General features: G+C 59.6%; 12 protein-coding genes. 11 read left to right on the plus strand and 1 reads right to left on the minus strand.

The genetic code is table 11. The features are described from left to right. Positions 1–63 precede the first annotated feature (63 nt). Positions 64–4,923 carry a DUF4329 domain-containing protein gene (locus ACI514_RS22325; protein WP_405122402.1) on the minus strand — a complete coding sequence of 1,620 codons (4,860 nt, stop codon included), beginning with the start codon at positions 4,921–4,923 and terminating at the stop codon, positions 64–66. A gap of 305 nt (positions 4,924–5,228) precedes the next feature. On the opposite strand from ACI514_RS22325, the gene urtA reads away from it, so the two are divergent. From urtA to ureC, 11 genes are all read left to right on the plus strand, one after another. Continuing rightward, positions 5,229–6,494: an urea ABC transporter substrate-binding protein gene (urtA, locus tag ACI514_RS22330; RefSeq protein ID WP_123530867.1), complete on the plus strand. Its 1,266-nt coding sequence runs from the start codon at positions 5,229–5,231 to the stop codon at positions 6,492–6,494. 256 nt (positions 6,495–6,750) lie between these two features. Next, a complete protein-coding gene (gene urtB, locus ACI514_RS22335; protein ID WP_405122403.1) occupies positions 6,751–8,253 on the plus strand; it encodes an urea ABC transporter permease subunit UrtB in 1,503 nt (500 codons plus the stop codon). Further along, positions 8,253–9,332, plus strand: a complete 1,080-nt coding sequence (gene urtC, locus ACI514_RS22340) for an urea ABC transporter permease subunit UrtC (protein WP_160055426.1) — start codon at positions 8,253–8,255, stop codon at positions 9,330–9,332. Before urtB ends, urtC begins: the two co-directional genes overlap by 1 nt. Beyond that, a complete protein-coding gene (gene urtD, locus ACI514_RS22345) occupies positions 9,329–10,198 on the plus strand; it encodes an urea ABC transporter ATP-binding protein UrtD (protein WP_405122404.1) in 870 nt (289 codons plus the stop codon). The genes urtC and urtD overlap by 4 nt, the downstream gene beginning before the upstream one ends. 137 nt (positions 10,199–10,335) lie before the next feature. Next, positions 10,336–11,034, plus strand: a complete 699-nt coding sequence (urtE, locus tag ACI514_RS22350) for an urea ABC transporter ATP-binding subunit UrtE (protein ID WP_103306101.1) — start codon at positions 10,336–10,338, stop codon at positions 11,032–11,034. A 43-nt stretch (positions 11,035–11,077) separates the two neighbouring features. Further along, positions 11,078–11,917 carry an urease accessory protein UreD gene (locus ACI514_RS22355; protein ID WP_405122405.1) on the plus strand — a complete coding sequence of 280 codons (840 nt, stop codon included), beginning with the start codon at positions 11,078–11,080 and terminating at the stop codon, positions 11,915–11,917. Between the two features lie 223 nt (positions 11,918–12,140). Continuing rightward, positions 12,141–12,443, plus strand: a complete 303-nt coding sequence (gene ureA / locus ACI514_RS22360; protein ID WP_016984788.1) for an urease subunit gamma — start codon at positions 12,141–12,143, stop codon at positions 12,441–12,443. A 9-nt stretch (positions 12,444–12,452) separates the two neighbouring features. Next, positions 12,453–12,986, plus strand: coding sequence for a GNAT family N-acetyltransferase (locus ACI514_RS22365; protein WP_160055422.1), 534 nt, complete (start codon positions 12,453–12,455; stop codon positions 12,984–12,986). Between the two features lie 5 nt (positions 12,987–12,991). Continuing rightward, positions 12,992–13,525, plus strand: coding sequence for a GNAT family N-acetyltransferase (locus ACI514_RS22370; protein ID WP_110719598.1), 534 nt, complete (start codon positions 12,992–12,994; stop codon positions 13,523–13,525). Continuing rightward, the gene (locus ACI514_RS22375; protein WP_038360474.1) at positions 13,525–13,830 is read left to right on the plus strand and encodes an urease subunit beta; all 306 of its coding nucleotides are present in this window, start codon (positions 13,525–13,527) and stop codon (positions 13,828–13,830) included. The genes ACI514_RS22370 and ACI514_RS22375 overlap by 1 nt, the downstream gene beginning before the upstream one ends. A 156-nt stretch (positions 13,831–13,986) precedes the next feature. Continuing rightward, positions 13,987–15,687, plus strand: a complete 1,701-nt coding sequence (gene ureC / locus ACI514_RS22380; RefSeq protein ID WP_405122406.1) for an urease subunit alpha — start codon at positions 13,987–13,989, stop codon at positions 15,685–15,687. The last annotated feature ends 6 nt before the right edge of the window (positions 15,688–15,693 follow it).

Here is a 15,693-nt window from a genome sequence, read left to right on the forward strand (position 1 = left end):
GTCGGACTCAACGAAGAGTGGCCGCCGGCGGCACACTCCTTTGTCGAGGCCCGCTATCGTCAGTTACAACTCATCCCGGACACGGACAGGGCCTTGGGGCGACGGCTGTTGGCGCAGCAGGTTCCAGCCGCGTCTTATCAGCCCGGTCTGCCGCCAGTAGTGTCCTGCGACGAGTACCCGGAACTCACCGAGTGCCATGAGACGTGAAATGAATTCCCCGGGACTTAGCCGGTTGGTCCAGCGCCCACCCAGGAAAAACACCGATCGGGTCAGCAACAGATCCCTTTCGGCATCTGAATAACTTGGTGTGTATTTAAGCAATACCTGATGTGGCGTCGAGTAAAAATAATGCTGGATATCAAAACCCCTGCTCTTCAGATCATGGGTGTGGGCGTACACGAGCTCAGGTGCGGCAAAGTTGACTCCCACCTCCTCCGCGTCCTGCCCCAGAGTGGTGTTGCCTGACAGGTGCAACTGATGAGCAGCGACCGGTGTGTAACCTTCGGGATAATGCGGCGCCGGGTGTCGCCAACTGGCCGATGCGTCATTCGCCGACAGGAATATCCGCGCCAGCGGGTTTCGGTCATGTGCGGACCAGAGCATGGGCTCGAGCGGCACAAATTGACTGCCGGTTGCCGAAGCCAGGATGGCGCTCTCATGGCCGACATCGAAAACGGACTCGGTCGCACGCTTTTGTGTATGGCGTGCAGCATCGTCGGGGTGATGGAAAACCGGGCCCAGCGCCGGGACCGGATTTTCCTGCCAACGTTGCTCACGGTCGACATCGACCTGTCGTGGTTGCCAACTGTCTACCACCTCGCCATGTCGCGACCAGTGATCGCTGCTCTCGATAACCTCTAACTTGCCCGCTCGTGCCATTCGGTGAACATAGGCAGAAATCCTGAACGTGCCTTTGGCAATTTCCCTTTCATCGGCTGCGGCCTGTTGTACTGATACAAATGCATTGGGACGAAACTCGATCTGTCCGAACTGGTCGTAAAACTCGCCTGGCTCGAACGCATGCAACTGCAGTTTCAACAACGCCCCATCCGCGCAGGAAAAGTAGATTGGCAGATATCCCTGCGGTGTGTCGGCCCGCAAGCACGCCAACTGAATATCGCTCGGCAGAAAAAAGAACTGGCGCACATCGTCAGATCGCACGCCCAACGGCGGCAGCGCTGCTCGAAGATACATGGCGTGCAGAGTAAAATCTGAAAACAGCTTGCCCTGTTCGAAGACCCGATCCAGAGCCAACGCCGAACGCTGTACCGCCACGGGCAGGGTTGCGAGAAAAATCCCCTCCGGATTACCCAGAATGTAACCGAAGGCCGCCGTTTCCCGGCTCACAGACGCTTCGTGAACATATCTGGCGGCAGCATCTACCTGAACGAACTGTGGACTGCAGGCGGGTCTGCTCAGGGCCTTGTCGTAGTCTCTCGTCCGCAAAAGATCGGTCGAATAAGGCGCCCAGACGGATACCCGGCGTGGCAGCCCCCAGATGTCGCTACCCTTGATCACCTGCAGACGCCCCCCCTTGGCCAGGGCGTTGATCCATTCAACGGGCTGCAAATGCCTGCTGCGCAAGCCCTGCTTTATCGCCTTTGCATCAATGGCGGGAAATCGATCGCCCTGGCCAAGCAGCTGCGAAAAAAGTTCGGCTTGCGGCTGGTAACTGAGCACCGAACCGTCCGGTGCAAACAGGTATTCGTGCAATGGCTCCGGTTTGTAGCGCACCAGCGAGCCGTCCGCCAGCACGCGGTAGCGGTCTGTCACCCCGCGCCTGTTGAATGCCGACTCCAGTACGTCGACCGAAAACATGTTCAGATAGATCTGTTTCTGAACCGGCGATACGACCAGCGACGCCTCACGAGCGATGCGTGATCGGTAGCGTGCCACGATGTGACAACCGAGGGGAAATAATCCATAGGTCCGGCTTTCCTCAGGGCAAACCTGGGTGACATCGAAATCTTCATGGCTGACTTCAATCGGTGCGGTGGCCACATAACGCTTCTCGGCCGTCTCCAGAATCAGGCCGCCATATACGCTGTCGGTCACAACGGGAAGCAACGTTCTGGCGTGGATAGCCGCGTCGTCAGCCGTCTGAAAAACCGGGCCGAGCCAGCACCGCTGCAGATTGGCGTACGGCTGCCAGGTCACATTGACCGGCCCGGTCCGGTCCCAGCATAAACCGGCGCGCATCACTGCGAGTTCGCCACTGTTGGCGACCTCATGAACAAAATCGGTCGGCAGCCATTTCCCGGATGCCAGATGGTTCTTGATTGTCTCGAGCGTACCTTGCGACGTAGCGTCATGAAACAGCTTGCTGGACTTGCTTCTTGCGTATTTCAACAGGGCGCCATCGCGCGCTGTTATATAAAGAGCTGCCGGATCGTCTGATGCTATTACCGGACGACGGCGTCCGTAATACATCGAGGTTGTCAGGTTATCTGGCGAAATGAAGTAATGGGCCAGCCAGTCGTCCGGACTTTTTGCCGGATCCTCCACGTGATGATGCGAATACCAGTTGGCGTGTAACTCGAAGCCTTCAGGGAATCGATACCAAGGAGCGGTTCGTTGCACGGCAAACAGGCTATTCAACTCAAACAGATTGCTCTGCACAGCGCTGACGGGAACCCGCTCAGTGGCGATGTACTCGTCACGTTCCCGATGTTTGAGGATGAAGGAGAAACAGGCGCTTGCCTCTTCTTGCCAATCTCGGTCAAGCACATGTTGACTCTGGGCCGCCTCGTCGGCTGAAGCGAACACCGCACCGTAGGCCACCGTGTCCGGGAGACGCCATGGCAACGGCAACGGTAAGGCCAACGGAAGCAAAGCCGTTGCTGGCCGGGTTTGCCCAGGTAACTGCGCGGCAGGAAGCTCCGCTATAGGTTTGGGAAACTCGTGAATCACTTGCCAGACGGGCGCGTCTGCCGCAAGTGGCGCTTCGCGCACTGACCAGGTCGACGCTATCCGGCCGCGATAGCCCCATAGCTGATTATCCAAAAGACTGGTCAACCGACCGCCTGCAGCCTGCTCACGAATGAATTCCTGAGGGCGCTTGCTGCCACTGGCCAGTTCCGTAGCCAACGCACCGGGATTTTGGCGCGTGCCTAGACGTCTGCCCAGACTCTTTGCGGACGAAGAGCCATTGGATTCATATCGCAGCAGAGACTTCGGGACAGCTGATACGTACAGGTCGATCTGATCAAGTAGCACCTGTCTGATCTCATCGACATTGAACATCTGCAGACTCAGCACCGCTTCATGATAGGTCCATTTGAAGTAGTCAACCTCTACGGGATTGAGCCGCGACAATGCAACATGGGATACATAGCGCGCGTGCACGACATGATCGTCGGGAAAAATCGAGCGACCTTTATTGTCCAGCGGATAAAGCCGGCCCTGGCTGAGTGCATCGATATCGCCCTCCAGCGGCTCGGTTACCACGAAATGCTTGTTGCTGCACTGGAAGACGTAACCGGCGTATTGTCGATCCCGGCGGAGGCCGACCTGCTCGTGGGCATAGCGAGCTGCGTCGTCGGCAGATAAAAACTCCCGGCTTAATACCGGCCAGGAGAAATGATCGAAAGGCTGCCACTCCAGATCCACCGCGCCCAGGCTTGCCCACAATGCACTGCCGCGCAGCACCTCCAGCTGTCCGGCCAGCACCAGCATCGAGACAAATTCGCGGGGGCGAAGCGTGCCGGCCGACAACCTTGCCTGCACACCGTTATCGCCTATCGTGGCGTCGGCATGCTCGACGCTCAGTGCTGCTTCGATCGGACTGCCGCTGAACGTATATTTCAACATGGCAAAGTCCGGCGCCTGCATGTACAGCGCCAAGCCGCGCCCGACCTTTGCCAAATGCTGATTACGCGCAAAGGCTGCGATCGCCACGGCCAGGTCATGCGGGCTGAAGAAGTTTTCGTAGAGCCACGGCTGCGTAGGCGGAAACTGTTTGGGATCGGGTTGCGAAGCGAAGTAAAAACCTTCTAGCCGATAGCCCCGCGGCAGTTGCAATTGTCCTTTGGCATCCAACGGAAACAGGTGCTCGGCATCCCAGGCAGGCAACCCGGTCTGACGCGCATGGGTCGCAACATATTCTTCGCTGATGAGTTTTTTCAGTATCAGTCCGGCGGTCTGCGCACCTCTGGATTTCAATGCCGCGAGCACGGCGCGCTCGGCATTCACGCAGACGCGGGTCATCAGCGGTAATTCGGTCACTCTGCCACTGGAAAATGCCTGGCCCGCTTTCCAGTCCGGCGGCACTTGGCCAACGGAATGCCCCCAATCTGCGTTCGAAACGATAACTTTAAGCTCACCTACAGACGCCAGTTTGTTGATGATGCTCATTACGTCATAAGTCCCCACCGGATTACCCGACGGCGAGCCGGCCTTGCGCCAGAGGTAGTAACTGAACTCCTCTTTCGAACCGCTCGATGAATACTTGAGCAATGTTCCATCGGGTCCAGAAAGGTACGCGCTGCGAAAAAAATCCCGCGCGGCCACATCCGCGACGAAATCCAGATCGGAGAAAAAATTGATGAACAGCCTCACCAGCCTTTCATCCTGACGCGGATTGTTCTTGCGAACATCCTCGTACAGAGGCGCATGGCAATGCAGATTCGCCACACATCTGTATCCACGAGGGTGCACGTATTGCCCTGCAGCATCGACTTCGATAATGGTGCCGAAATCGAAGCGGGTGACCTCTCCCGGAATGGGTACGGTGGCGACAAAGCGTCCATCCGGACGCAGCAGAATCACGCTGCCATATTCCCTGTCCGGCTTCAGGGGAATACGGGTATGGACCCAATAGGCTGCATCCTCCTCGGTGAGGAACGCGGGACTCAGGGAAGGCAGCCTGAATTTGCGGGAAGGTATTGCAGTGCGGCCGATCTGGCCTGACACGTCATTCATCATAAGCATCCTGCGAAAAATAATCGGGATAACGATCGAATGAGTGTGGTCCCCCAGGTCTGCCGGACCGTGGTACATGTTTATCGTTTATGTATCCTCATCTGCCAACACAGACGCGCCCCAATCTGGCGCAACTCTACGCACCAACACCCGCACTCTGTGCCTTACTGGTGCGCGCTACTGCGGCGCAACCGCTCTAACACGACATTTCCCTGCCCATCCCGACCGGGCACAGCCCTTGCAAAACACCCTTCAGTCGTCCGCATCTGCCAACCAGAAAAACTTCAAACGTTCATGGAGATCGCACAATGAAGCGTCGCAGTTTGATCAAGGCTTTCACACTCACGGCATCGATTGCCGCGATGGGCATGACCTGGACTGTCCAGGCCGCCGAGACCATCAAGGTCGGGATTCTGCATTCGTTGTCCGGCACCATGGCGATCTCCGAAACGTCGCTCAAAGACATGGCGCTGATGACCATCGACGAGATCAACGCCAAGGGCGGCGTCAACGGCAAGATGCTCGAGCCAGTCGTTGTCGACCCGGCATCGAACTGGCCGCTGTTCGCCGAGAAAGGCCGGCAGTTGCTGACTCAGGACAAGGTTGCCGTGGTGTTCGGCTGCTGGACCTCCGTGTCGCGTAAATCGGTGTTGCCGGTGTTCGAAGAGCTCAACGGCCTGCTGTTCTACCCGGTGCAATACGAAGGCGAAGAGATGTCGCCGAACGTCTTCTACACCGGCGCCGCGCCAAACCAGCAGGCGATCCCGGCGGTTGAATATCTGATGAGCGAAGAAGGTGGCAGCGCCAAGCGCTACTTCCTGCTCGGCACCGACTACGTCTACCCACGCACCACCAACAAGATCCTGCGCTCGTTCCTGCATTCCAAAGGTGTCGCCGACAAGGACATCGAAGAGGTGTACACGCCGTTCGGTCACAGCGACTATCAGACCATTGTTGCCAACATCAAGAAATTCTCCGCCGGTGGCAAGACTGCGGTCATCTCGACGGTCAACGGCGATTCCAACGTGCCGTTCTATAAAGAGCTGGCCAACCAAGGCTTGAAGGCTACCGACGTACCGGTGGTGGCGTTCTCGGTCGGCGAAGAAGAACTGCGCGGCATCGACACCAAACCGCTGGTGGGCAACCTCGCGGCGTGGAACTACTTCGAGTCGGTTGAAAACCCGCAGAACAAGAAGTTCGTCGCTGACTGGAAAGCCTACGCGAAGAAACACAACTTGCCGGGCGCGGATAAAGCCGTGACCAACGACCCGATGGAAGCCACTTACGTCGGCATCCACATGTGGGCGCAAGCGGTTGAGAAAGCCAAATCCACTGACGTCGACAAGGTGCGTGAAGCGCTGGCCGGGCAGACCTTTGCCGCGCCGTCGGGCTACACGCTGACCATGGACAAGACCAATCACCACCTGCACAAACCGGTGATGATCGGCGAGATTCAGAGCGATGGTCAGTTCAACGTGGTGTGGCAGACCGAAGGGCCGATCCGTGCGCAACCGTGGAGCCCGTTCATTCAGGGCAACGACAAGAAGCCGGATTATGCGGTGAAGAGCAACTGAGTCTGACTTGGATTTTGGGCTGGGGCGGAGATCTTTTCCCCCTCACCCCAACCCTCTCCCCCAGGGGGGGCGAGGGGGAAGGGAGCAGATCTCTACGGCTTTCAGAACCTGAGTTCGACGCAGGAATGTCAGGTCGATGTTGGATGCCCTGACAACTCGGTCAGTCCCCTCTCCCTTTGGGAGAGGGTTAGGGTGAGGGGCGGATTCACAGCCGGACACCGCTCCATCGGCCACCGCAAGAAAGGAAACACCACTAATGCCCACTGCCATACACCGCTTTCTCATAGCCATCGCACTGTTGCTGCCAATGCTGGCCCACGCCGGTGATGCCGAAGACTTCGTCGCGGCCAATCCCGTGCAGCAAGCCAAACTGTTGGAAACCTGGGCCGCGCAGCCCGATCCGGCCCGTATCGAATTGCTCAACGCCCTGCAACAAGGCGAGCTGACCATCGACGGCCAACCCAAAACCCTGCGCCTGAACAATCGCCTGCGGGGTCTGATCGACACCGCCATGGCCAGCCATCAATTGCTCGCCGCCGACGCCAAAATCCGTCTGACTGCCGCGCAGCAATTGCAGAAAAGCGCGAAACCCGCGCAGCTGAAATTCCTCGACCAGCAACTCGCTGGCGAAAAAGATGAAAGCGTCCATGCCGCACTGAGCCTGGCGCTGGCCAATCTGCAACTGGTCGACACTAATCCGGCCGTACGACTCGCGGCGGTGCGATTGCTTGGCGAAACCGGCGATCCACTGTCGCGCACGCGCCTCGAAGGTTTGGTCGAACCCGGCGTCGAAGCCGATGCCGGCGTACGCACGGCGGCCGAAACCAGCCTCGCCCAAGTCAAACGCAAACTGCTGGTCGGCGAGATCCTCGGCCAGGCGTTCAGCGGCATGTCGCTCGGTTCGATTCTGCTGTTGGCAGCGCTCGGTCTGGCAATCACGTTCGGCCTGCTCGGCGTGATCAACATGGCTCACGGCGAGATGCTGATGCTCGGTGCCTACTCGACGTACGTGGTGCAGTTGATGTTCCAGCGCTACGCACCGCAAGCGATTGAGTTTTATCCGTTGATTGCCTTGCCGGTGGCGTTCTTCGTCACAGCGGCGATCGGCATGGCGCTGGAGCGCACGGTGATTCGTCACCTCTACGGCCGCCCACTGGAAACCCTGCTCGCCACCTGGGGCATCAGCCTGATGCTGATTCAACTGGTGCGCCTGTTGTTCGGCGCGCAGAACGTTGAAGTGGCCAACCCGGCATGGCTGTCCGGCGGGATTCAGGTTTTGCCAAATCTGGTTCTGCCATACAACCGCATCGTGATCATCGCGTTCGCACTGTTCGTCGTTGTGCTGACCTGGCTGCTGCTGAACAAAACGCGTCTGGGCCTCAACGTCCGCGCCGTCACACAGAACCGCACCATGGCCGCCTGCTGTGGCGTGCCGACCGGTCGTGTCGACATGCTCGCCTTCGGCCTCGGCTCGGGCATTGCCGGTCTCGGCGGTGTGGCGCTGAGCCAGATCGGCAACGTCGGCCCGGACCTCGGTCAGAGCTACATCATCGACTCGTTCCTGGTGGTGGTGCTTGGCGGTGTTGGCCAGTTGGCCGGCAGCGTGCTCGCGGCGTTCGGCCTCGGTATCGCCAACAAGATTCTTGAACCGCAGATCGGTGCGGTGCTCGGCAAGATCCTGATCCTCGCGCTGATCATTCTGTTTATCCAGAAACGTCCGCAAGGCCTCTTCGCACTGAAAGGACGGGTGATCGACTGATGAACCAGCCTCTGCTTGTTACCGCGACACAAAAGGCCGGGCCGAAAGTCACGATTGCGGTCGGCGCAGTAATCCTCGCTCTGCTGATCGCCCTGCCGCTGCTGTCGTTGTTGTCGCCCGACAATGCGCTGCACATCTCGGCGTACACGCTGACGCTGGTCGGCAAAATCCTCTGTTACGCCATCGTCGCTTTGGCGCTGGATCTGGTCTGGGGTTACGCCGGTTTGCTGTCGCTGGGTCACGGCCTGTTCTTCGCCCTCGGTGGTTATGCGATGGGCATGTACCTGATGCGTCAGGCTGCCGGCGATGGTCTACCGGCGTTCATGACCTTCCTGTCATGGAGCGAACTGCCGTGGTACTGGACCGGCACCAGCAGCTTCGTCTGGGCGATGTGTCTGGTGGTGCTGGCACCGGGATTGCTGGCGCTGGTCTTCGGTTTCTTCGCCTTCCGTTCGCGAATCAAAGGCGTGTATTTCTCGATCATGACCCAGGCCTTGACCTTCGCCGGCATGCTCTTGTTTTTCCGCAACGAGACCGGGTTTGGCGGCAACAACGGCTTCACCAATTTCCGCACGATCCTCGGTTTCGGCATCACCGATCCGGGCACCCGCGCGGTGTTGTTTCTGGCCACAGTGTTGTTGCTGGTGGCGAGTCTGTTCATCGGCTGGCGCCTGGCGCAGAGCAAGTTCGGTCGTGTGCTGACGGCACTTCGTGATGCGGAAAACCGCTTGATGTTCTGCGGCTACGATCCGCGCGGTTTCAAGTTGTTCGTGTGGGTGTTGAGCGCGGTGTTGTGTGGTCTGGCCGGTGCGTTGTACGTGCCGCAAGTGGGCATCATCAACCCGAGCGAAATGTCGCCAACCAACTCGATTGAAGCGGCGGTCTGGGTGGCCCTTGGCGGTCGTGGCACCTTGATCGGCCCGCTGCTCGGTGCCGGTGTGGTCAACGGCATGAAGAGTTGGTTCACCGTGGCCTTCCCGGAATATTGGCTGTTCTTTCTCGGCGCGCTGTTCATCGTCGTCACGCTGTACTTGCCTAAAGGTGTGATCGGCCTGCTGAAGAAACGAGGTGAACAATGAGAGTCACAGCGAGCGCTGAATTCATGCTGGAACCGGCCTTCTTTCCCGTCGAACCGAACAAGGACGCCGGCACCAGCCGCGACTCCATCGGCCTTGGCCAGCGGGTCGGACCGGGGCTGGATATCCGTCACGGCACGATCCTCACCCTGGAAGACATCAGCGTCAGCTTCGATGGCTTTCGTGCGCTGAACAATCTCAACCTGTACATCGGCGTCGGCGAATTGCGCTGCATCATCGGCCCTAACGGCGCGGGTAAAACCACGCTGATGGACGTGATCACCGGCAAGACCCGGCCGAGTCACGGCAAGGCCTGGTTCGGTGAAACCCTGGATCTGACGCAGATGAGCGAAGTGCAGATTGCCCAGGCCGGCATCGGTCGCAAGTTTCAGAAGCCGACGGTGTTCGAAGCGCTGAGCGTGTTTGAAAACCTTGAACTGGCGCAGAAAACCGACAAGTCGGTGTGGGCCAGTTTGCGTGCGCGCTTGAGCGGCGAGCAAAAAGATCGAATCAGCGAAGTGCTGGAGACGATTCGCCTGACCACCTCGGTCAATCGTCAGGCCGGGCTGTTGTCCCACGGTCAGAAGCAGTTTCTCGAGATCGGCATGTTGCTGATGCAGGACCCGCAATTGCTCCTGCTCGATGAGCCGGTGGCGGGCATGACCGATGCGGAAACCGAGTTCACCGCTGAACTGTTCAAGAGCCTGGCGGGCAAGCATTCGTTGATGGTGGTGGAGCATGACATGGGCTTTGTCGGCTCGATTGCTGACCACGTCACCGTGTTGCATCAGGGCAGTGTTCTGGCGGAAGGCTCACTGGAACAAGTGCAGGAAAACGAGCGTGTGATCGAGGTCTACCTCGGCCGCTGAACTGCAAACAAAGTCACTGTGGGAGCGAGCTTGCTCGCGAAGACGGCAGCACATCCGACATCTCAGTGACAGGTCAACCGCATTCGCGAGCAAGCTCGCTCCCACAGGGATTTGGGTGAATTTTAAGGAATTTGAACATGCTGCAAGTCGACAAGCTGCACCAGTACTACGGCGGTAGCCACATCCTGCGTGGCCTTTCGTTCGACGTGAAAGTCGGCGAAGTCACCTGCCTGCTCGGCCGTAACGGTGTCGGCAAAACCACCCTGCTCAAATGCCTGATGGGCCTGCTGCCGGCCAAAGAAGGCGCAGTCAATTGGGAAGGCAAACCGATCACCACGTTCAAGCCACACCAGCGTGTTCACGCCGGGATTGCCTACGTGCCACAGGGCCGGGAAATCTTCGGCCGCCTGACCGTGGAAGAGAATCTGCTGATGGGTTTGTCGCGTTTTCCCGGCAGTGAAGCCAAGGAAGTCCCAGGTTTCATCTACGAATTGTTCCCGGTGCTGCTACAAATGAAGCAGCGTCGCGGCGGTGACCTCTCCGGTGGTCAGCAACAGCAGTTGGCGATTGGTCGCGCATTGGCCAGTCGTCCGCGTTTATTGATCCTCGACGAGCCTACCGAAGGCATTCAACCTTCGGTGATCAAGGAGATCGGCGCGGTAATCAAGAAACTCGCGGCGCGCGGTGATATGGCGATTTTGCTGGTCGAGCAGTTCTACGATTTCGCCGCGGAACTGGCCGATCAGTATCTGGTGATGTCCCGGGGCGAGATCGTCCAGCAGGGGCGCGGTGAAAATATGGAGGCCGAGGGTGTACGCGGGCTGGTAACGATCTAGTACAACGAATTAATCTGTAGCTTCCTAACGATAATTACACACCATGAATTCGACTGTTGCACCTGCCCTGTTTACCCCGAGCTGGCACGCCGCGCTGGAACTCGCTTATGCCCGCTTCGGCGATTGCACGCGTCCGGTCATGCGCCGACACCTCGGGCCGCTGCGGGTGCAAAAGCACCTGTATGCCGAAGGCCCTGAAGTCTGTCAGCACATCATCGTCCACCCGCCGGGCGGGATTGCCGGCGGTGATCGACTGGACATCAGCGCCCGCGTCGAACAGGACGCCTGGGCGCAGATCACCAGCCCCGGCGCGGCCAAATGGTATCGCGCCGGTGGGCCGGCTTATCAGAAGCTCGACTTGAAAGTGGCGGCCGGGGCGACGCTGGAATGGCTGCCGCAGGAGACCATCGTCTATAGCGCCGCGCAGGCTGAGCTGAGCACTTCGATTGAACTTGAGGGTGATGCACGGCTGTTTTACTGGGATGTGGTGGCGCTGGGTCGCCCGGCCAGTGGCGAGCGTTTCGACCGTGGGCATTTTCAGGCGCATCTGGATATTCGCCGTGATGGTCGATTGCTCTGGCATGAACGCCAGCGCATTGTCGGTGATGACGGTTTGCTTGATTCGCCGATTGGCCTGGATGGCAATCCGGTGTTTGCGACGTTGTTGGTCACCGGTGAAATTGATGCTGAATTGCTGGAGCGTTGTCGTTCGCTGGATAACCAGGTTCGCGGGGATTTGACGCAATTGCCGGGACTTTTGGTTGCCCGTTGTCTGGCCAGTGAAGCGTTGCTCGCACGGGCCTGGCTCATCGATTTATGGCGCTTGCTGCGTCCGGTGCTTCTGGATCGCGAGGCGGTGTCACCGAGAATATGGAACACCTGAAAGCAACCCTCACCCCCCGCCCTCTCCCGGAGGGAGAGGGAGCCTGACCGAGTCGCTTGAAATGAATTTAACTGACTGAACGAATACCGCTGACTGAACCGGCCATTGAAAACAACCGAGATCAGTCCCCTCTCCTTCGGGAGAGGGCTAGGGTGAGGGGCTGCTCCAACTGGCACCCCACACCGGCAAGAACCTCACAAATCTGCCCTGATGGAACCCCACAATGGACCTGACCCCACGCGAAAAAGACAAGCTGCTGATCTTCACCGCCGGCCTCGTCGCCGAGCGGCGTTTGGCGCGCGGCGTGAAACTCAATTACCCGGAAGCCATGGCCTACATCTCCGCCGCACTGCTCGAAGGCGCGCGTGACGGCCAGACCGTCGCCGAGCTGATGCACTTCGGCACTACCCTGCTCAGCCGCGAACAAGTGATGGAAGGCATCGCGGAAATGATCCCGGAAATCCAGGTCGAAGCGACGTTCCCCGACGGCACCAAACTGGTCACCGTTCACCAACCGATCGTCTGAGGCCGCGTCATGACTTACTCCATTCGCGATGCCGTTCACGCCGACCTGCCGGCGATCCGTGACATCTACAACGACGCCGTGTTCAACACCACGGCGATCTGGAATGAACAAGCCGTCGACCTCGGCAACCGCCAGGCGTGGTTCAGCGCGCGTCAGGCCCAGGCCTATCCGATTCTGGTGATCGTCGACGCCGACAACAGTGTGCTCGGCTACGCTTCCTTCGGTGACTGGCGGCCGTTCGACGGTTTCCGTCACACCGTCGAGCACTCGGTCTACGTGCGCAGCGATCAGCGCGGCAACGGCCTCGGCCCGCAACTGATGACTGTGCTGATCGAACGGGCGAAGACCTGCGACAAGCACGTGATGGTCGCCGCCATTGAAAGCGGCAACGCTGCCTCGATTCGCCTGCACGAGCGCGCCGGTTTCAGCATCACCGGGCAAATGCCGCAAGTCGGCACCAAGTTCGGCCGCTGGCTCGACCTGACCTTCATGCAACTGACCCTCAACCCTGGCGCGGAGCCGCCTGACGCCAACAAGGAGTGACACCGATGAACGCCGCCCAGCTGCGCCGCGTCAACGCGGAAAGTTTTGCGCATTACCGTCAGGGCCTGATCGACCTGCTGCTCGATGCCGTGGGTTACGGCGCCAGTGTCGGCTTTATGGCCGATCTCGATGCCGCGCAGGCGCGCGCTTATTTCGATGAGGTGCAGGACAACGTCAACAAGGGCAGCGTGCTGCTCTGGGTGGTGGTCAAGGACGAACAAGTGCTGGCCAGTGTGCAGCTCGGGTTGTGCCAGAAAGCCAACGGCCTCAATCGCGCCGAAGTGCAGAAGCTGCTGGTGCGCGAACACGCACGGCGTCGCGGTCTCGGTCAGCAATTGATGAGTGCGCTGGAACTCGAAGCGCCCAAACACAAGCGCGGCATGCTTTACCTCGACACCGAGGCCGGCTCGCCCGCCGAGGATTTCTACAAGGCGCTGGGTTACACCCGTGCGGGCCAGATTCCTGATTACGCCTGCGACCCGACCGGCACTTATCGGCCGACCGCCCTCTATTACAAGATTCTGCAAGGAGCCCAGTGATGATTCCTGGCGAATACCAGATCCAGCCCGGCGACATCGAACTCAACGTCGGCCGTCGCACCCTCAGCCTGAAAGTCGCCAACAGCGGCGACCGGCCGATTCAGGTCGGTTCGCACTATCACTTTTTCGAAACCAACGACGCGCTGACCTTTGATCGCGCGGCGAGCCGGGGCATGCGTCTGAATATTCCGGCGGGCACCGCCGTGCGCTTTGAGCCGGGGCAAAGCCGTGAGGTTGAGTTGGTGGATTACGCCGGAAAGCGGCGGGTATTCGGGTTTGCCGGACGAATCATGGGGGACCTCTGATATCTGCGTGCACCGCGGCCCCTCACCCCAGCCCTCTCCCGAGGGAGAGGGAGCCGATCACCGATAGCAGCCTCACCGCGATCAGTCCCCTCTCCCTCTGGGAGAGGGCTAGGGTGAGGGTCGATGGCTCACCACTATTTTCCTGAAGGACGCTGCATGAAAATCTCCAGACAAGCCTACGCCGACATGTTCGGCCCCACCGTCGGCGACAAGGTGCGCCTGGCCGACACCGAGCTGTGGATCGAAGTCGAACAAGACTTCACCACCTACGGCGAAGAAGTGAAATTCGGTGGCGGCAAAGTCATCCGCGACGGCCAGGGTCAGAGCCAACTCTTGGCCGCCGAAGTCGTCGACACGCTGATCACCAACGCGCTGATCATCGACCACTGGGGCATCGTCAAAGCCGACGTCGGCCTCAAGGACGGGCGCATCGCCGCGATCGGCAAGGCCGGCAACCCCGACGTGCAGCCCAACGTGACCATCGCCATCGGCGCCGGCACCGAAGTGATCGCCGGCGAAGGCATGATCCTCACCGCCGGCGGCATCGACACGCACATCCACTTCATCTGCCCGCAGCAGATCGAAGAAGCGCTGATGAGTGGCGTCACCACCATGATCGGCGGTGGCACCGGCCCAGCCACTGGCACCAACGCCACCACCTGCACCTCCGGCCCATGGCACCTGGCGCGCATGCTCCAGGCCGCCGATGCGTTCCCGATGAACATCGGCCTCACTGGCAAGGGCAACGCCAGCCTGCCGGAGCCGCTGATCGAGCAGGTCAAGGCCGGCGCCATCGGCCTCAAGCTGCACGAAGACTGGGGCACCACGCCAGCAAGCATCGATAACTGCCTGAGCGTCGCCGATCAGTTCGATGTGCAGGTGGCGATCCACACCGACACCCTCAACGAGTCCGGTTTCGTCGAAACCACCCTCGGCGCATTCAAAGGCCGCACCATTCACACCTATCACACCGAAGGTGCCGGTGGCGGTCACGCACCGGACATCATCAAGGCTTGCGGCTTCCCTAACGTGCTGCCGAGTTCGACCAACCCGACCCGGCCGTTCACCCGCAACACCATCGACGAACACCTCGACATGCTGATGGTCTGCCACCACCTCGACCCGAGCATTGCCGAAGACGTCGCCTTCGCCGAAAGCCGCATCCGCCGCGAAACGATTGCCGCCGAAGACATCCTTCATGACCTCGGCGCGTTCTCGATGATCAGCTCCGACAGCCAGGCCATGGGCCGTGTCGGCGAAGTCATCACGCGCACCTGGCAGACCGCCGACAAGATGAAAAAGCAGCGCGGCCCGCTGCCGCATGATGGCGCAGGCAATGACAACTTCCGCGCCAAACGCTACATCGCCAAGTACACGATCAACCCGGCGATCACCCATGGCATCAGCCATGAAGTCGGTTCGATCGAAGTCGGCAAGTGGGCCGATCTGGTGCTCTGGCGCCCGGCATTTTTTGGCGTGAAACCGACGCTGATCCTCAAGGGCGGCGCGATTGCCGCAAGCCTGATGGGGGATGCCAACGCCTCGATTCCGACCCCGCAACCGGTGCACTACCGCCCGATGTTCGCCAGCTACGGTGGCTCCCTGCATGCCACCAGCCTGACCTTTATCAGTCAGGCGGCGCAGGAAGCCGGGCTGCCTGAGGCATTGGGGTTGAAGAAGAAAATCGGCGTGGTCAAAGGCTGCCGTGACGTGCAGAAAACCGATCTGATCCACAACGATTACTTGCCGGACATCGATGTCGATCCGCAAACCTATCAGGTCAAGGCGGATGGTGTGTTGCTGTGGTGTGAACCGGCGGAAACGTTGCCGATGGCGCAGCGCTATTTCCTGTTCTGACAAGCG

It is taken from the genome of Pseudomonas sp. M20 (genome assembly GCF_045037865.1).
In the GTDB taxonomy this organism is placed as follows: Bacteria; Pseudomonadota; Gammaproteobacteria; order Pseudomonadales; family Pseudomonadaceae; genus Aquipseudomonas.